16 protein-coding genes are annotated in these 17214 nt (G+C 62.5%); 4 read left to right on the top strand and 12 right to left on the bottom strand.

All coding sequences use genetic code 11. From position 1 onward, the window contains the following. Positions 1 to 94: 94 nt before the first annotated feature. The 7 genes from FJ930_RS04465 to FJ930_RS04495 all read right to left on the bottom strand — a co-directional run bounded on the left by FJ930_RS04465 (position 95) and on the right by FJ930_RS04495 (position 8258). Complete coding sequence (locus FJ930_RS04465) at positions 95 to 1276, bottom strand: serine hydrolase (protein WP_141835240.1); 1182 nt, start codon at positions 1274 to 1276, stop codon at positions 95 to 97. A gap of 33 nt (positions 1277 to 1309) precedes the next feature. After that, positions 1310 to 2506: a serine hydrolase gene (locus tag FJ930_RS04470; RefSeq protein ID WP_141835243.1), complete on the bottom strand. Its 1197-nt coding sequence runs from the start codon at positions 2504 to 2506 to the stop codon at positions 1310 to 1312. Positions 2507 to 2570: 64 nt separating this feature from the next. Further along, entirely contained in the window at positions 2571 to 3605 is a 1035-nt protein-coding gene (locus FJ930_RS04475; RefSeq protein WP_013529817.1) for an extracellular solute-binding protein, read from the bottom strand. Between the two features lie 23 nt (positions 3606 to 3628). Next, entirely contained in the window at positions 3629 to 4429 is an 801-nt protein-coding gene (locus FJ930_RS04480; protein WP_140742133.1) for an ABC transporter permease, read from the bottom strand. Further along, a complete protein-coding gene (locus tag FJ930_RS04485; RefSeq protein WP_140742131.1) occupies positions 4422 to 5342 on the bottom strand; it encodes an ABC transporter permease in 921 nt (306 codons plus the stop codon). The genes FJ930_RS04480 and FJ930_RS04485 overlap by 8 nt, the downstream gene beginning before the upstream one ends. Next, the gene (locus tag FJ930_RS04490; protein ID WP_140742129.1) at positions 5342 to 6436 is read right to left on the bottom strand and encodes an ABC transporter ATP-binding protein; all 1095 of its coding nucleotides are present in this window, start codon (positions 6434 to 6436) and stop codon (positions 5342 to 5344) included. The genes FJ930_RS04485 and FJ930_RS04490 overlap by 1 nt, the downstream gene beginning before the upstream one ends. Before the next feature lie 142 nt (positions 6437 to 6578). Then, on the bottom strand, positions 6579 to 8258 hold the full coding sequence (locus FJ930_RS04495; protein ID WP_141835245.1) for an amidohydrolase: 1680 nt from the start codon (positions 8256 to 8258) through the stop codon (positions 6579 to 6581). Positions 8259 to 8517: 259 nt separating this feature from the next. Here FJ930_RS04495 and FJ930_RS04500 point away from each other — a divergent pair, with 259 nt between their 5' ends. Continuing rightward, a complete protein-coding gene (locus FJ930_RS04500) occupies positions 8518 to 9171 on the top strand; it encodes a TetR/AcrR family transcriptional regulator (RefSeq protein ID WP_141835248.1) in 654 nt (217 codons plus the stop codon). A 23-nt stretch (positions 9172 to 9194) separates the two neighbouring features. Further along, on the top strand, positions 9195 to 10226 hold the full coding sequence (locus tag FJ930_RS04505; protein WP_141835251.1) for a histone deacetylase family protein: 1032 nt from the start codon (positions 9195 to 9197) through the stop codon (positions 10224 to 10226). A 69-nt stretch (positions 10227 to 10295) separates the two neighbouring features. On the opposite strand, the gene FJ930_RS04510 is transcribed toward FJ930_RS04505, so the two are convergent. Both FJ930_RS04510 and FJ930_RS04515 read right to left on the bottom strand, forming a co-directional pair. After that, positions 10296 to 11285 carry a tetratricopeptide repeat protein gene (locus FJ930_RS04510; protein ID WP_141835253.1) on the bottom strand — a complete coding sequence of 330 codons (990 nt, stop codon included), beginning with the start codon at positions 11283 to 11285 and terminating at the stop codon, positions 10296 to 10298. A gap of 70 nt (positions 11286 to 11355) precedes the next feature. Next, positions 11356 to 12549 carry a TMEM43 family protein gene (locus FJ930_RS04515; protein ID WP_181763279.1) on the bottom strand — a complete coding sequence of 398 codons (1194 nt, stop codon included), beginning with the start codon at positions 12547 to 12549 and terminating at the stop codon, positions 11356 to 11358. 507 nt (positions 12550 to 13056) lie between these two features. Here FJ930_RS04515 and FJ930_RS04520 point away from each other — a divergent pair. Next, complete coding sequence (locus FJ930_RS04520; RefSeq protein WP_140742119.1) at positions 13057 to 13767, top strand: helix-turn-helix transcriptional regulator; 711 nt, start codon at positions 13057 to 13059, stop codon at positions 13765 to 13767. After that, positions 13764 to 14534, top strand: a complete 771-nt coding sequence (locus tag FJ930_RS04525) for a helix-turn-helix transcriptional regulator (RefSeq protein WP_140742117.1) — start codon at positions 13764 to 13766, stop codon at positions 14532 to 14534. Before FJ930_RS04520 ends, FJ930_RS04525 begins: the two co-directional genes overlap by 4 nt. 24 nt (positions 14535 to 14558) lie before the next feature. On the opposite strand, the gene FJ930_RS04530 is transcribed toward FJ930_RS04525, so the two are convergent. From FJ930_RS04530 to FJ930_RS04540, 3 genes are all read right to left on the bottom strand, one after another. Further along, the gene (locus FJ930_RS04530; protein WP_140742115.1) at positions 14559 to 14993 is read right to left on the bottom strand and encodes a hypothetical protein; all 435 of its coding nucleotides are present in this window, start codon (positions 14991 to 14993) and stop codon (positions 14559 to 14561) included. After that, entirely contained in the window at positions 14990 to 16072 is a 1083-nt protein-coding gene (gene flhB, locus FJ930_RS04535) for a flagellar biosynthesis protein FlhB (protein ID WP_141835256.1), read from the bottom strand. Before flhB ends, FJ930_RS04530 begins: the two co-directional genes overlap by 4 nt. 116 nt (positions 16073 to 16188) lie before the next feature. Then, positions 16189 to 17199: a flagellar motor switch protein FliG gene (locus FJ930_RS04540; protein ID WP_141835259.1), complete on the bottom strand. Its 1011-nt coding sequence runs from the start codon at positions 17197 to 17199 to the stop codon at positions 16189 to 16191. Positions 17200 to 17214 lie beyond the last annotated feature (15 nt).

Here is a 17214-nt window from a genome sequence, read left to right on the forward strand (position 1 = left end):
ATAGGCGCAGATGCATGCCCCGCCAACCGCGACGTTTTCAACCGTCGCAGGCGGTCCACAAGAAACCATGCGGCAGCTGACCGCGCCTAACGGCTCAGACCAATCGCGTCAGCGCCTCGAAGAAAGCGACGATTTCGAGATCAAGCGGGTCATCGACCGGTACCGGCTGCGACGACATCTTGGCAATGACCACTTCCGCCTTCGGGTCGACATAGAGCCACTGGCCATGGATGCCGATGCCGCAATAGGCGCCGCTCGGCTTGCCCGACTGGTACCATTTGTTGCGATAACGGCCCTGCGGAAAAAGCGGCAGCATCGCACCGCGCTGCCAGGCTTCCGAACTGCCTCCGGTCGCGACCGTGTCACGCACCCAGGCTTCCGGCACAATGCGCCGGCCATTGGCGGTGCCGCCCTGCCGCATCATCTCGCCGATGCGCGCCAGGTCGCGCGGCGTCACCGAAATGCCGCCGGCGGTGCGCGCCGTGCCTTCCATGTCGACGCCGATCGACGCTTCGCTGACGGCCCCCAGCGGCAGCCACAGCCTGTCGCGCATCAGGTCGGCGAAGCGCCGGCCGGAAGCGCGTTCAAGCAGCAGGCCGAGCAGGTCGGAATTGGGCGAACGGTAGCGGAAGGTCTGACCATGTGGCTCGGCAAGCCGCTGCAGGGTCAGGATGAATTCGCGCAGGCTTTCCGTGCCGCCGCCCGGGTTCCATAGCGTGGCGCGGCGATAGCGTGCGAAGGCGCTTTCCGGATCGAGATAGGCCTCCTCGAAATCGAGGCTGACGCTCATGTCGAGCACATGCCGCACGCTGGCCTCGCCATAGGCCGAGCCGGTGGCCTCCGGGATGTATTGCGTTACCGGCGCTTCCGGATCGAAAGCACCCTCGCCTTCCAGTATGCCGGCGATGATGGCGGTCACCGACTTGCTGATCGAGAAGATGATGTGACGGGCACCGAAATCCATATGCGGCGCGAGCCAGTCGCCGACGGTCTTGCCGCTCTTCATCACCGTCAGCGCGTCGGTGCTGGAACGCACGAGGAATTCGTGCACGGTCTCCGGCGCGCAGGCGACCGAAACTTTCTCGCCCAGCAGGCCGCCGAGGTCTCGCACCGGCTCCTCGGCGGCACCAGGCATTGCGGTGACACGCGCGGTCGGAACCAGTTCGCCGAGGTTCTGGAACGACCATCGGTTGAACGGATTTTCACGCCAGTTGGCGAGCAGCACCTCGTTGCGGCGGAAGCCGTAGCGGGTCTCGAACGCGGTCTTGCCGGTCATGGCGTTTTCCTTCCAGGTCGTTTCTTGTGGGGCTCAGCGCAGGGCGGCGGCGATCGCGTGCACGGCCTTCAGCGTTGCCATGGAATAGGCGAGATTGCTGAAATCCGGCCAGGTCGAAAGCTTCACCACGACCATTCCTGTATTCCAGTCGATATGGATCATCTGTCCGAACACGCCCCGGCACATCAGCGCGCGCGAGCTGGGATTCTCGATCCAGAACTGGTTGCGGTAACTGCCCTCCGGCATGCTGGCGGAGAAATCCGGGCCATGCCTACCGTTGCGCGTCGCCTCGATCCAGACGGCCGGCACGATGCCGCCCCCATTGTCGAGGATCATCTGGCCGAAGCGGCCATAGTCGCGAAGCGTGGCGTTGAAGCCACCATCGGCGAGCGCATAGCCGGCGCCGTCGACGGTGAAGCAGGCGCTTTCATCGACACCAAGCTTTTGCCAGAGCTCTTCCGAAACCAGCTGCGCCAGCCGCTTGCCGGTCACCCGCTCCATGATGAAGGCGAGCACGTCGGTCTCTATCGAGCGGTACTCGAACTTTGCTCCGTGCGGACGGACCGTGTCTTTCAAGCCGAGGATCAGCTCGAACATGTGCGATGGCCAGCGGAAGTCCGGATCGCTGCCAGGCGGTACCGGCTTCCAGCCGGCGGCGACATCGACCTGGCCGATCTCGGAATAGCGGTCCGTATAGTCCTCGGAAAAGCGCACGCCCGTCGTCATGTCGAGCACGTGCTGGACGCTGGCGCCGGCCCAGCCCGTGGCGCCAAGCTCCGGCAGATAATCCGTGACCGACCGGGTGGGATCGATCAGTCCGCGCCCGGCCAATATGCCGAACACCGCGCCGGTGATCGATTTGGCCATCGACTGCGACAGATGCAGCGTGCGCTCGTCCATGCCATTGAAATAGCACTCATAGGCGACCTTGCCGTCCTTGAGCACCAGGAAGCCATCCGTATAGGTCTCGTCCAGCAACCCCGCGAGCGTCGAAGGCCTGCCCTCGCTGTCTTCGACCGTCAGCCCGTCGAGATCGACTTCGGCGCGTTCGAGGCGATGGCGGTGACCATTGCCGCGCCAGACTTCGGCGGTCGGCAGGATTTCCCTGATGTGCTGGAAGGTCCAGCGGTTCCATGGCGGCCGGTCCCAGTCGAGCTTTGGCGGCACCATGGCGGGCGGCGAGCCCTGCATGATCGGCGGCCGCGGATCGCTGTTGCGATAGGAATTCATGAGAGGCCATTTCCGGAAAAGAAAGGACCCGGCGGCGTGTGCCGCCGGGTCCGTCATGCAGCGCTTACTTCTGCAGTTCGGTCCAGATCTTGGTGTAGATGTCCTGGATTTCAGGCGCACACATCTTCTGGAATTCGCCCTGTGGCTTCGCGGCGGCCGGAATGACGACTTCCGGCGCATCCTTCATGTCGGCCGGCATGTATTTGTCCGAGCCGGTGATGGCATTGGCGTAGCGGTGGAAGGCCGAGAGACCGGCTGCGTTTTCCGGATCCATGATGAAGTTCTGGAACAGCTTGGCGTTGTCGACATTCTTGGCTTCCTTGAGAACGACGACGTTGTCGCTCCACAGGCCGTAGCCTTCCTTCGGATAATTGTAGTGGATGGCCGGATTGGCCAGCCGCTGGCGCAGCGCAGAGCCGTTCCAGTCGCTGGTGGCCTTGAAGTCGCCGGCGCCCATCTTCTCGATGGTGTTGTATTCCATGGCGATCCAGTTCGGCTTGGCCGCGACGAGCGTGTCACGCACCTTCTTCAGCACCGCCTTGTCGTCGGTGCACTGCTGGCCACCGACATATTTGATCGCGGCGAAGATGACGTCATTCATCTCGGGAACGACGTTGACCTTGCCCTTCAGCTCGTCGGGCGTGTTGAAGATGATGCCCCAGCTGTCGGCCGGTCCCTTGTAGGCATCGGTGTTGACGACGACGCCCACCGTGCCCAGCGCCCACGGCACCGAATATTTGCGGCCGGGATCGAAATCTGGATTGGCCCATTCCGGCGCCACGTTCTTGAAGTTCTCCATCTTGCCCGGGTCGGTTTCGAGCACAAGCCCTTCCTTGATCCAGATCGGCACGTAGGTCTGCGAGGGCACGGCGATGTCGAAGCCGGTGCCGCCCTGGCGGACCTTGGCGAGCGCGGTGTCGTTCGAATCGTAGTCGGTGATCGTGACCTTGACGTTGTACTTGGCTTCAAACTTCTTGATTACGTCAGGGCTGGTGTAGTTGCCCCAATTGTAGATGTTGAGCACGCCGTCGGCGCGGGCGAGGCCCGTCGAAGCGAGCAACGCCAACCCCATGGCGGTTGCTGTTGTCTTCCAGTTCATGGTTTTAACTCCCATTGTCGGTTTCAGTCTCGTTTCCTGCTGACGAAGAAAAACAACGTGACGATCGCGACCGAAAGCAGCAGGAAGGCGGTCGATATCGCGTTGATCTCGGGTGTGATGCCGCGGCGGATCTGGCCGAGCATGTAGGTCGGCAGCGTGTCCTGACCGCCCGATTTGACGAACTCGGTGATAACGACGTCGTCGAGCGAGATGACGAAAGCCAGCATCAGGCCGGCCAGGATGCCGGGCCACAACAGCGGCAGCGTGATGCGGCGGAAGGTCTTCCACGGCGTCGCGTAGAGATCGGCGGCGGCACGCTCCAGCGTCAGGTCCATATTCTCCAGCCGCGCCCGGATCGGCAGGTAGGCGAAGGGAATGCAAAACGCCGTATGCGCGGCGATCAGGTAACCGAGGCCGGAATAGCCGGTGAAGATCTTGATGCGCGAGAAGAAGATCAGCAGCGCCACCCCGGTGACGATCTCGGGTACCATCAACGGCTGGTTGATCGCCGCATATTTGAAGGTGAGGCCGGGATAGGAGGCGGTGCGCGTGGTGGCGAGCGCCGCCATGGTGGCGAAGATGGTCGACAGCACCGCCGCGATGGAACCGATCTGGAAGGAACGCAGCGTTGCGTCGATGACCTGCGTGTTCTGGTATGCCGACTGGAACCATCTCAGCGAAAAGCCGCCCCATTCCGACGTCGAGCTTGCCGCATTGAAGGCATAGATCACCAGCACCGCGATCGGCAGGTAAAGCACGACGAAGCAGGTCGCCGCGATCGCGGTGAAACCCGGCTGGTGCTTGATCGAGAAATTGCTAGCCATGACGCACCCCCGACTTGCCGGCATTGCGCACATAGGCAAGCAGCGCCACCATGACGATGATCATCACGGTGATCGACAGCGCCGAGCCGAGCGGCCAGTTGCGGCCCTGCCCGAACTGCAATTCGATGAGGTTGGACAGCATCATGTTCTTGCCGCCGCCGAGCACGCTCGGCGTCACATAGGCGCCGAGGGCCGGAATGAAGACGAGGATGGAACCGGCGATGACGCCCGGCTTGACCAGCGGGAAGATGATGCGCCGCAGCACCCGGAAACGCGTCGCGTAGAGGTCGTAGCCGGCTTCGACCAGCCGGAAATCGAGCTTCTCCATGCTGGCATAGATCGGCAGCACCATCAGCGGCAGGTAGACATAGGCCATGCCGATCAGGATCGCCGTGTCGGTGTAGAGGATCTGGACAGGCGCCGAGACGATGCCGAGCTTCAACAGGATCGTGTTGATGATGCCTTCGTTGCGAATGATCTGCAGTACGGCGAAGGTGCGGATCAGAAGGTTGGTCCAGAACGGGATCGTGATCAGGAACAGCCAGAGGTCGCGGGTCTTTTCGCTGCGTGTCGCCATGAAATAGGCGGTCGGGAACCCAAGCGCCAAAGTGGCGATCGTCGTCACGACGGCAAGCTTGATGGAGCGGAGGAAGATGGTGACATGCGCCGCCGCGAGCGAAAGCGTATCGTCGAAAATATCGCGTTCCAGGAGCACCGACGTCCAGGCGTCGGACGAGAACTGCCATTTCACGTCGCCATAGGCGCCGGGCGTCAGGAAGGAATAGACGAGAACGATCAGCAACGGGCCGGTCGCGGCCAGGAAAATGACCAGCAGCGCCGGCGCTGACAAGAGCCAGCGGTCACGGACATCGCGCCGTTCCGCCGCCTTGGCGACTTCTTCCGCGGTGGCCATCAGTCCCTCAGCACTTGCGCGGCGTCGTTGCCGATCATGATGCCGACCTTGTCGCCGCGCTCGAAACCGCAGCCGGCGCTGCGCGTATTCTGCTGGCGCACGGTAAAGGCCTCGCCGCTGTCAAGCTGGACATGAATATGCGTGTCGGTGCCGAAATAGACGATGTTGTCGACCATGCCCGACAGCTCGCCCTTGTCCTTCGTCAGCTTGGCGTGCTCGGGCCGCACCACCACGGTGGCATTGTCCTTGGGCTGGAAGCCTTCGGCAACGGTTGCTTCGATCGTCGTGCCCGATTTGAGCGTCGCGCGTGCCTTGCCATTGCCGATGCCCGATATGGCGGCGGTGAGGAAGTTGGTTTCGCCGATGAAGTCGGCGACGAAACGGTCCGCCGGCTTGTCGTAAATGTCCCAGGGCGAGCCGACCTGCAGGATCTTGCCCGACGACATCACCGCGATGCGGTCCGACATCGTCAGCGCTTCTTCCTGGTCATGGGTGACGAAGATGAAGGTGATGCCGGTCTCATGCTGCAGCCGCTTCAACTCGATCTGCATCTCCTTGCGCAGCTTGTAGTCCAACGCCGAGAGCGGTTCGTCGAGCAACAGCACTTTCGGCTGCGGCGCGAGCGCCCGGGCCAATGCCACGCGCTGCTGCTGGCCGCCGGAAATCTGGCCTGTGCGGCGGCCCGCCAGGGCCTCCATTTTGACCAGCTTGAGCATCTCGGCGACGCGCGCCTTGATCTCGGCCTTGGGCTTGCCCAGCATCTCCAGGCCGAAGCCGATATTGTCGGCCACCGTCATGTGCGGGAACAGCGCATAGGACTGGAAGACGGTGTTGACGGGTCGCTTGAAGGGCGGCAGCGGCGCGATGTCCTGCCCGTAAAGCAGGATCTCGCCGGCGGTTGGAAAGTCGAAGCCGGCGATCAGCCGCAGCAAGGTTGTCTTGCCGCAGCCAGACGGTCCGAGCAGCGTGAAGAACTCGTTCTCGCGGATGGATACCGAAACCCTGTCGAGGGCAGCGACCTGCCCCTCACCCGATCCGAAAATTTTGCTGACGTTTACTACTTCAATCGCATTCCGATCCGGTTTGTCCGGCACGATTACGCCTCACTGTTGACCCCGCTCTTGCTGGCGGAGCTCTTCCCCTGTTGGATGTGAACACATGGCCGGTAGGTTGGCAAGCCCGGCATTGAATCACAGTTCAGTCAGTCATTCCAGGCTTGGCAGGCCCATGCCAAGGTCAGGCTTCATAGGTAACCTTCCCGCCGCAGATCGTCGTTGCCGGCCGTACCTTGTGCAGGTCTGCCGGCGCGGTCTTCTCGATGTCGGCCGACAGGACGACCAGATCCGCCATGTAGCCGGGCTTCAGCATGCCCTTGCGATCTTCGGCGAATTCCGCATAGGCGCCTTCGACCGTATAGGCCGCAAGCGATTCATGCAGTGAGAAGCTCTGGTCCGGATCGCTTTCTGCCCAGGGTTTGCGCAGCATCGCCGCCTGGATGCCCAGGATCGGGTCGATCGGCGAGACCGGCCAGTCCGAGGCGAAGACGACATGCGTGCCGGCGTTTTTCAAGGTGCGCCAGGCATAGCTCAGCGGCCAGCGGGCCGGCCCGATGCGCGACACGGTCGGCTCCAGCGGGAAATCCATGGCGCCGGGCGGATGCGGCGGCTGCATGGAAGCGATGACGCCGAGTTCGGCGTAGCGTGGCACGTCCGATGTGGTGGTGACCTCGATATGCTCGATGCGATGCCGGCTGTCGCGCTTGCCGTTGGCTTTTTGCGCCGCCTCGTAGCCGTCGAGCACGGCACGCACCGCCCCGTCGCCGATCGAATGTACCGCGATCTGCAGCCCGCGCTTGTCGATGGCGACGGCGAGGTCGATGAACTGTTGCGGCGTGAACAGCGGCTCGCCGACCCAGTCGGGACGGTCGGCATATGGCTCGATCATGACAGCCGTCCAGGAATCCAGCACCCCGTCATAGAACACCTTGACCATGCCCGATGACAACCACTCGCTGTCGAAGCGTTCGGCCATCTCGGATGCCTTGTCGAGCATGTCGAGCGTCATGAAATTCTTGTAGTGGAACGGTATCTGCACGCGGCAGGGCAAGCCTTCCTCGGCCTCGATCTCGGCCAGCAGTTCGAGCTGGTAGAGATTGCCGTCCATGTTCTGGATCGAGGTGATGCCGTGGCGCGCGCACCAGGCAAGCCCTCGCCGCATGATGTCACGGTCGAAGGCGCGCTCTTCCGCCGACGGCATCGGGTCCGGCTCGCCGCCGGTCGCCAGCCCCAGCCGCACGCGGCTTTCGCCGGCAAGGTCGAGCACCGGGCCGAAGGCTTCGCCCTCGCGCAGTTCGCCATCGGCCAGGCCGTCCTCGCCCATGACGATCTCGTTGCCCGGGCCAAGCGCGCGACCATGCAGGATGCCGGCCATGTCCAGCGCCTTGGTGTTGGCCCACATCGTATGGTGGTCGGGCGCGGCCATGACGAAGGGCCGGTCCGGCAGGATCGTGTCGAGATGATGGCGCGTCACCCGCTCGTCGCCGAGCACGGTATAGTCGACGCCCTGTCCGACAAGCATTTTCGCGTCGGGATGTGTCGATGCGTAGCCGCGGATCGCCTTCTGCAGCGCCTCGAAGCCGTGGACGCCCGAAAGCTGCAGATGGGCGAGCTCGGCCGCACCCGAAAAGAGATGCATGTGGGCTTCGATGAACCCCGGGAGCACCGAACCGCCCTTGGCGTCGACAACCCTGGTCCCCGGTCCCTTGAACTCTTCGATGGCGGCGCGGCTGCCAATGGCGATGATGGCGCCGTCCTTGACGGCAACGGCCTCGGCGGTGGGATTGCCGGCATCCATGGTCAGGACACGACCATTGATGACGACCAGATCCGCATTGTGACCCGCATCCGTGACAGACATCGCGACTCCGCGCTTTTGACGACTGACTGAGACCGGCAACTCCGCGTCCAACCACCGCCGCTCCGCTGGAGCAGTGCCATGGGACAAAGAATGATGCCAGCGCGCTGTCCTCGAAATTCCCCTTGTTATCCCTGAAGACAGCGTGGATAAAAGAATGCGACTAATTATTCGCGTTTGTCAACATGCGGAATCTAGAATGTATTGTGGACAGCATCCTCCGCTTGTGTTGAGACCGGGTGGGGAACGGGGATATCAAGCAGTGAAGCGCAGTCTCGACCGCAAAAACAGGATAGCGCTCGAACCACGCAAGCAGCCGCGGCAACAACGGTCGAGCAAGGTGGTCGACCGGATTCTCGACGCGGCGTTGATCCTGACGCGGGAGCAAGGAACCAAGACGCCGACGACGCTCGCCATTGCGCAGCGCGCGGGCTTGTCGGTCGGTTCGGTCTACCAATACTTTCCCAACAAGGAAGCCATTCTTCTGGACCTCGCGCGGCGCTGGCTGTCGTCCTTTCCCGAGGTGATCGCGAAACGCATCAAGGTCCCCCCTCCCACCAACCGCGAAGAGTTTCGGCGCGAAGTGCGCAAGCTCTTCGCCGACACGTCCAGGCTCTATCTCGATAACGCCACCCTGATGCCGGTGATCGAGGCCATATCGGGCAATGCCGACCTCAGGCCGATCCAGAACGAATATGACGACCAGATCATCGCCCTCTACGCCGCATGGCTGCAGCATGTGAACCCTGCCCTTGAAGACAAGATCGCCAGCCGGCTCGGCGTGGTGATGATGGAGGTCGGGCACGTCTGCCGGCTCGTGGGGCTGAAAAAGGATCGCAAGACGTTCGACCTCATCGAGGACGATGTGGAAACCATGTGGCTCGCTCTGGTGAACCCCTATCTCAATCTTGACTGATTTCGCACTTCGAGAGGAATTTTATGAAGACTGTCTATTCGCCGCTTCATGCCGGCCATGCCGGCCAGATGGAACTCGTCACGTCAGCCATCGTGCCGGGTTTCGAAAAGCCCTCGCGTGCCGAGTTCATCAAGGCGCGGGTCGAAAGCGAGAAGCTCGGGCCGATCATCGCGCCGGTCGAGCACGATCTTGCCGCCGCCAAGCGCGTCCACAGGGCCGACTACATCGATTTCCTGCCGACGGTCTGGCCGCAATGGACGGCTGAGGGCCACACGGGCACGGCAATGCCCTTCACCTGGCCGACGCGCGGCCTGCGTGGCGACGTGCCGCCAAAGCGCATCGACGCCCTGCTCGGCTACTATTCCTTCGACGGCGGCGCCACCTTCGTCGCGGGGACCTGGGCCGCGATCAAATCCTCCTATGACGTGTCGCTGAGCGCCGCCGGTTTGGTCAAGGACGGCGAGAGGTCGGCCTTCGCGCTTTGCCGCCCGCCCGGTCACCATGCCGGCGCCAGCTTCATGGGCGGCTACTGCTATATCAACAACGCCGCCGTCGCCGCGCAATGGTTCCTTGATCAGGGCGCCAAGCGTGTCTCCATCCTCGATGTCGACTACCATCACGGCAACGGCACCCAGGAGATCTTCTATGACCGGGCCGACGTGCAGGTTCTCAACCTGCATGGCGATCCGATGGTCGAATATCCGTTCTTCCTCGGCCATGCCGATGAACGCGGCGCGGGCGCAGGCGAAGGCTTCAACATCAACTATCCGATGCCCTTCGGCACCGGCTGGGACGCCTGGAACGCATCGCTGGAGGACGCCTGCGCCAGGCTTGCCGCCTATGCGCCGGATGTCGTCGTCGTCTCGCTCGGCGTCGACACGTTCGAGAAGGACCCGATCAGCCAGTTCAAGCTGACATCCGCCGACTATCCCAAGATCGGCCGGCGCATCGCCAGGCTCGGACTGCCGACGCTGTTCGTCCAGGAAGGTGGCTATGCCGTCGAGGAGATCGGCATCAACGCCGTCGGCGTGCTGACCGGTTTCGAGGACCGGTAAGCCTGCCGGCCGGCAAGTAAAGTGCGATAGCATGTAGGAAGAAGGGCGGCATGCCGCCCTTCTTCCAGGCTAGATTTGACCTTTGGATTTCATAAGTTCCAACTGTCTCTTTGCCTTGTTATTTCCATTCGACGCAGCCTTTCGAAACCAGAGAACCGCTTTCCCGTAATCTGAATTTCCATTTATTCCATTGTAATATAAGAGCCCGAGATTAAACTGCGCGTCTGCATTCTCTTGATTTGCCGCCTTTACCCACCAAGCTGCGGCTGATCCTATGTCTCTCGGTATTATTTGCCCTGTGGCATAAGCATACCCCAGGGCCAATTCGGCATTGACGTAGCCTTGATTGGCGGACTTCAGCCACCATTCAATTGCATCTGAACCACTCTTGGGGACACCCAGCCCTTGCACATATCGGTAACCAAGCACGTATTGGGCGTCGGCGTTCCCCTGCTCCGCCGCCTTAAGTTGCCAGGCCACGGCCTGCGCGTCATCTGTGGCAACGCCCCTGCCGGAGCTGTACGCCGATCCAACATTGTACTGTGACTCTGCCACGCCTGCCTGCGCAGCTTTGAGCCACCAAGCAAACGCCAGCTTGTCATCGGCTGGCACGCCCTCACCTCGCCAGTATAAACTCCCTAACTGATATTGGGCCTGCGCTTGCCCCGCCTCCGCCGCACTGCGGATCCAAGTCGCGGCGACCGAAACGTCTTTTCCAACACCCTCGCCAAGCAGATAGCACGAGCCGAGATAGAAGGCGGCGTCGGCGTTCCCCTGCTCCGCCGCCTTGCGCCACAAAGATATTGCTTGTTGCTTGTCTTGCGTGACGCCCAGGCCCTGACCATACAACATACCTAAGCCGAACTCCGCTGACGAATTCCCGGCGTCGGCCAACGGTTTCCACTGCTTGAACGCTTCCTCATAATTTTTAGCATTGAAGGCCGCCTGCGCTTCCAGCACGCCCGCAGAGGCATCTGTCAAAGATAAATCTGGTAACAGCACCACATAGAGGAATGCTACCGCACGCATCAACGGCGCAAAATTGCGAGCCAGTAACATCGATGCCTCCAATACATTCGCCTTGTCTACACTGAATCAGCCGCCACGAAACAACTCATCGGCAATCCCATCAGCGGATCTGGCTGGCGCCGGCGCTATTCGGCATTGGTGCTGCCTTGCGTGATCGTCCGAGATAATAAACCGCCGCCGCCGCGATGACGCCGGCGGCCAGGATGCCCGCCGCCAGAAGCGGCCGGTACCAGAACCAGGCAATCGCGATTGTCGTCGCGCCGACTAGGATCGCCAGGAAGAAGGCGATGATGCCGGTCCCCATCCGCGCCATGCTGCCGAGGAACGGAATGACGTCGAGGATCACGCCGATCGGGCCGAGGAACAGTGCAAAGCCGATGGTCAGCAGCAGCAGGCCGGCACCACGCAGTAGCCAGGTGATCAGCGTGTTGGCGCTGACCGCGTCGGCGAACATCTTGCCGGCCGGCACCGTGCCGGTGTCGACCATCAGCAGCGCATCGCCCGCTTGCGTCTGGTATGGCTCGAACCGGCTGCCGGCCTGACGCGCCACGATGCTGACCACGCCAAGCGGCGCCAATTGATAGCCGATGCGGTATTCGCCCAGCGCTGGCGATGTGTTGTCGCTGCCGAGATAGATCTTGCCATCGACGATGCTGAGCGGTCTCGTCCCGGTATAGGCGGCCCTTATCGGCGCCGACTGATCCGCCGACAGCGGGTACGCCCTCTCGCCGCCGATGCGGTCCAGCACCGGCTTTTCCAGATCGAAGGCGACGAGCTTGCCCCGTGGAATCTGGAAGGCGCGGCTGTGGATCGCCATCGGCGGATTCTGATGGCCGTCCGGCTTCTTGAAGTCCGACGAATCGATCTGGCTGTTGTCCCACACCCGCGAATAGCTGTAGGTGGTTTGCGTCTCCTCGCCACCGCCAAGCTTCTTGGTGGTCTCGGATTTGGACTGTTCCTTCCACTGATACATCTCGACGGTGCGCGACAGACGCAGCCCCTGCGCGGCAATGCCGAAATCCGGGTCCGACAGACCGCCGTCCGCGGTCACCGGGCCACTGACGTGCACCAGTCTGCCGTCATTGCCGGCGTCGACGCTGTCGGCGTCCACCGAGACGACGGCGCCGGCGCCTTCGGCCAGCGAGCGCGCCGTCTGCACCGCGCGGCCTTCGTTCCAGAACAACCCGACCACCATCAGCACGATCAGCAGCAGGCCGACGATGATCCCGCCGACCGCGCGCTTGATCCGCCCGAACCACGAGACGGATATAACTTCCCGAAATGAATCGCTCATCGTTTCCCCCCGAAACAAACCTCGCCAGGAGCCGAGCGGAACCGCCACGGATGACCATATCCGTCCTGCCGATTGCGCGCGCGACTGTCGAAGGTGCCCTCCCCTTCGACAGTCGCGAATCTATCGCAACGGGGCCGCCGCCGATATGGCCGGCTTGCACGGTTCCGGCGATTTTCGCACATTGAGAGCCGGGAAAATCCTCCCTGAGTCGCAGGCCGAGTCCGCCGGATTCGATTTTGTCAAATCGCGTTTGATGTCGGATTCATCTGCGGTTAGATTAGACCCGAATCAGCCGGTCCTCGGGGGGCGCGGCGACCACCCAAAGTCTCAAGTTCCGGAATTTTCCGGCGCCAGACGCGGACGGCTTCGCGTTCCCTGAATGGATTCCGTCTGGTTGGGCGCGGCCCCGCGCCTCGTGTGTGCCTCGTAAAAGTAACGCGTTTTAGGGTTCGGCGGCTGGCTCTCCAGCATCCGGACATCAGAATCGATTCCGGCCAAAAGCAGCAGATGAGCAGTCCCGCCGCGCCTCTTCAATCCGACACATTGGGCTCGCGCCTGGCGTCGCGGGGTGATCTCACCAGCTTCTTCATGGAGCTGACCGCCGAGATCGGCGCCGACAGCTACATGCTGGTCGCCATCGTCCACGACCAGGACCGCAACGATGCGCGCATCGTCTCTTCGAACTGGATCTTCGATGCCATCGAGTTGATCGGCAAGCGGCTGATCGCCAGCCTCGCCCAGGGTGCCCTCACCGTCGCGCCCGGTTTCCGTCCGAAGCCGCTGGTGGCGGCCAAAGCGCCGGATGCCGGCGGACTGGTCTCCGGCGAAGAGGCCCGCCTTCTCGACGTGCTCGGCCATGCCGAGATCTATTCGCTGCGGCTGAATGTCGGCCGCCAGCGCCTGTTCGCCTTGTTCTCGGCGGCTACGGCCGGCCAGATCGACGAGCCGGCATTGATGAAGGCGCAGCTGAAATGCTGCTATGCGCTTTCGCATATTCCGCAACTGATCGCCGCCGCGGCGATGCAGGATCCACTGTCGGACCGCGAGCGCGAATGCCTCTTCTGGGTCTCGGAAGGCAAGACCACCGATGAGGTGGCCGTCATCCTTGGCGTCTCCTCTAACACGGTCAACAGCTACATCACCCACGCCATCCAGAAATTCGCGGCCAGCAACCGTGCGATGGCCATCGCCACGGCGATCAGGAGTGGCATCATTTGAAACACGCCGACATCAAGGATGCCGCTGAAGCCCTTTTCAACGAGCAGCACAGCCCGTTCGGCGCCTTCACGCTCGGCTCCGAAACGCATCACGCCGTCACCATTCCCGATGCCGTGCGCCGCTGCCGCTGGATATCAGTCGACATCAACGCCTCGGCCTTCGGCCTGTTCTTCGTCAGCCCGTCGCCGGAACGAGCGCGGCTGGTGCCGTGCTTTGATTCCGACTACCCCGGCACAGCCGTGGCGACGAAATTCATTTCAGGGGCCAATGGCGAGGAGATCGTGCGCCACACCCGCCTCTCGACGGAACCGCGCTGGTGGTCGGATGACGGCGTGGGAGCCATGGCCGACATGTTCGGCAATCTCGCCTGGACCGGACAGATGGCGCCGCTGACGCCTGGCACCAGCGGCATAGCCTTTCCCGTCCACGCCGATCGGGGCCAATGCGGCCTCGTCGTCTTCCTGGGGTCGCAGATCACCCTGCCGCAGGATGCGCTCTACGAGATCCATGCCCGCTGTTTTTCCCTGTTCGCCGCGGTCGCGCGCATCCGTCCCGGTGATACCGGCAGGATGCGCGCAATCTCCAAGCGCGAGCTCGAGTGCCTGAAGCTGACCGCCAACGGCAATACCAGCGAGGAGATTGCGCGGCTCCTGAAACTGTCTGTGCACACCGCCAACCAGTACCTGACCCAGTCGGCCCAGAAGCTCAACGCCGTCAACCGCAACCAGGCGGTCGCCAAGGCACTGCGGCTTGGCCTGATCGAATAGCGTTCGCTGTCTGATAGAGCCGGTTCAGAAGGCCAGTGGTTCGACCCTGCGGATACGGGCCTGTTCGATCACCGCCTCCAGCAGCGCCGTATTGTGCTCGGGGTCTTCGCCAGGTTTTTCGAACGACACGTAATTGACCGCGACCGAGTTGCCGGTCTCGCTCAGCGTCAGCTGGAAATAGACGGTCACCCCCGGTGGCCGCAGCTCCAGATCCAGTACGATGCGCGGGCTGCCGCTCCAGTCGACATGCGCCTCTCCGCCATGGCCCAGCCTCAGCGTGCGCGGATTGAAGAACAACTCCGCAGCTGAATCGACCAGGTCCGACAGGCAGGCGAAATGCTCCAGCCGGATGAAGGCGATGTAGTCGGCGACATCGATCAGCCGCAACTCGGCCACGACTTGCTCTATGGCGCTGGCGACGATGATCTCGCGGGATTTGGCGTGCGGTTGACGGTTCATGAAATCTGTCTGCGCTCAGCCTTCTTCGAGTAGATGATCCGCACCAGTTCGGCGACGGCCTGGTAGAATTGCGACGGGATCACATTATCGACCGAAACTTGCTTGTACATGGAGCGGGCGAGCGCCACGTCCTCGAAGATCGGGATGTTGTTTTCCCTTGCGATCTCGCGGATTTTCAGAGCCACCAGGTCCTGCCCCTTGGCCACTACAAGCGGCGCCGAATCCTCGTCGCGCACATATTTCAGCGCGATCGAGTAGTGCGTCGGATTGGCGATGATCAGCGTCGCGCGCGGCACCGCCGTCATCATCCGCTTGCGCGCCCGGTCGCGCGCCAGCGAGCGCAGCCGCGACTTGACGATCGGATCGCCCTCGGACTGCTTGAACTCGTCCTTTACCTCCTGCTTGCTCATGCGCAGGTCCTGTTTCCAATGGAAGCGCGACCAGACGAGGTCGATCGCCGCGATCAGCCCCATGACGAAAACGATGGCAACCAGGATGTCGACCGCAATGCCGCGGATGACGAGACCGAAAGCGACGGGATTGGTGATCATGCCGGCGAGCAGTTTGCGGTGATCCTCCGACAGCGTGAAGACAAGCACGGCGATGGCGAAGCCCACCTTGGCAAGGGATTTCAGGAACTCGACCCAGCCCTGAGCGCCGAACATCCGGTTCCAGCCCTTGACGATCGAGATGCGCGACATCTGCGGCCTGATCCGCTCGCCGACGAATTGCGGCATGTTCTGGAGCACCGAAGCGCCGATGCCGGCGACGGTCAAAAGCACCAGCAGGCTGACGAGGGCGCGGCCCACTTCCAGCAAGACGGTCTTGTAAAGCGCGATGATGTCGGTCTCGGTGTCCATCGGCCAGGCTTCGGGCTTCTCGAGGAACATCGACAGGAACATGCCGAGATCGATAACGGCGTCCTTGGCATAGAAGACGGTGAACACCAGTATGGCGACGAAGGAGGCGAGGAGCGCGGTTTCCCTCGAATGGGGCAGCTTGCCCTGTTCGATGGTGTCGCGGATCTTCTTTTCCGTAGCCTCTTCGGTTTTCGAGTCCTTGTCGGTGGCGTCGGACATATCTAGAGCATGATGCCGAAAAGTGTGCAGCGGTTTTCGGATGACATCGTGCTCTAACCCTTTGATTTAGAGCCGGATTCAGATTTTAGGTCAATTCGACCTGAAATCATCCGGCTCTAGGCGGCGTTCTGCGTCGAGGGAAGTTCGAATGCACCTTCGCGCGACAGCCGGATGGTGGTCGTCACGATGGTCTTGCGCGCCGCCATGATGTCGGCGGCAGGGACGCCGTCCGAACCCTGTCCGAGCTCGGCCTCGATCATGCGCCGCGACCGCGCGCCAATCGCCGACAGCACCGATTCGGCGAGTGCCGCCGAAGTTCCGCGCAGCGCAAGCGTGACAAGCTCGGTCGACAGTCCGTCGAACAACAGCACACGCGCTTTCTGGGTAAGCAGCGGCAGGTCGTCGAAAGCGAAAAGCCGTGCCCGCACACCGTCGAGATCGGGCGTGCCGGCGGCCTCCAGATCCTGCATGACCTCCTCGAGCTGCGGCTTTTCCAGCTCATTGAGCACGCTGGCGACGCGCGCCTGCCCTGCCGAAGTGTCCTTGGTCGAGGTGTCCGACAGCACGCCGGCGCGTAGCCGGTTCTCGACGATCCTGGTGGCGGCGGCCGGAACATTGGCCATGGTCACCATGCGCTTGATGATTTCGCCGCGCATCGGCTTCGTCAGCGTCAAAAGCACGCCTGCGGCCGCTTGCGGCGCCAGCTTCGACAGCACCATGGCCGCCGTCTGGGGATGTTCTCCGGCCAGGAAGGTGCCCAGCCGCGAGGCTTCGAGTTTTTCGAGATCGGGCCAGATCGGCGGCGGCCCTTCGGGTGCCGCCTCCGGCTTCTTGTTGCCCATGATCGCGCTCATCTCTTCGGGCGACAGCGACTCGTTGAGGATGGTGTCCATCCTGTCGGCGGAATCGAGCAGTCCCGCGCCTTCGGTGAACTCGGCCTCGAACTCGGCGACGATGCGCTCGAGATCGGCCTGCGGAATGGTCCTGAGCAGCCGGGCGCCCTCGATCAATGCCTTGAGCTCTTCCTGCTTGAAGAATTTCAGCAGGCGGCTGGCGGATGGCTTGCCCATCGCCACCAATATGGCGGCCGCCTTCTGCGCGCGCGTGAGCGTCGTCAGCGGCGTCATGCTGCCCCTCGCCTC

The organism is Mesorhizobium sp. B2-4-15, from assembly GCF_006658505.1.
In the GTDB taxonomy this organism is placed as follows: Bacteria; Pseudomonadota; Alphaproteobacteria; order Rhizobiales; family Rhizobiaceae; genus Mesorhizobium.

Excerpts from the sequence above, each read along its gene's own strand:
- FJ930_RS04465 (WP_141835240.1), bottom strand. The coding sequence starts at position 1,276 with ATGACCGGCAAGACCGCGTTCGAGACCCGCTACGGCTTCCGCCGCAAC.
- FJ930_RS04470 (WP_141835243.1), bottom strand. The coding sequence starts at position 2,506 with ATGAATTCCTATCGCAACAGCGATCCGCGGCCGCCGATCATGCAGGGC.
- FJ930_RS04475 (WP_013529817.1), bottom strand. The coding sequence starts at position 3,605 with ATGAACTGGAAGACAACAGCAACCGCCATGGGGTTGGCGTTGCTCGCT.
- FJ930_RS04480 (WP_140742133.1), bottom strand. The coding sequence starts at position 4,429 with ATGGCTAGCAATTTCTCGATCAAGCACCAGCCGGGTTTCACCGCGATC.
- FJ930_RS04485 (WP_140742131.1), bottom strand. The coding sequence starts at position 5,342 with ATGGCCACCGCGGAAGAAGTCGCCAAGGCGGCGGAACGGCGCGATGTC.
- FJ930_RS04495 (WP_141835245.1), bottom strand. The coding sequence starts at position 8,258 with ATGTCTGTCACGGATGCGGGTCACAATGCGGATCTGGTCGTCATCAAT.
- FJ930_RS04505 (WP_141835251.1), top strand. The coding sequence starts at position 9,195 with ATGAAGACTGTCTATTCGCCGCTTCATGCCGGCCATGCCGGCCAGATG.
- FJ930_RS04510 (WP_141835253.1), bottom strand. The coding sequence starts at position 11,285 with ATGTTACTGGCTCGCAATTTTGCGCCGTTGATGCGTGCGGTAGCATTC.
- FJ930_RS04515 (WP_181763279.1), bottom strand. The coding sequence starts at position 12,549 with ATGAGCGATTCATTTCGGGAAGTTATATCCGTCTCGTGGTTCGGGCGG.
- FJ930_RS04520 (WP_140742119.1), top strand. The coding sequence starts at position 13,057 with ATGAGCAGTCCCGCCGCGCCTCTTCAATCCGACACATTGGGCTCGCGC.
- FJ930_RS04530 (WP_140742115.1), bottom strand. The coding sequence starts at position 14,993 with ATGAACCGTCAACCGCACGCCAAATCCCGCGAGATCATCGTCGCCAGC.
- flhB (WP_141835256.1), bottom strand. The coding sequence starts at position 16,072 with ATGTCCGACGCCACCGACAAGGACTCGAAAACCGAAGAGGCTACGGAA.
- FJ930_RS04540 (WP_141835259.1), bottom strand. The coding sequence starts at position 17,199 with ATGACGCCGCTGACGACGCTCACGCGCGCGCAGAAGGCGGCCGCCATA.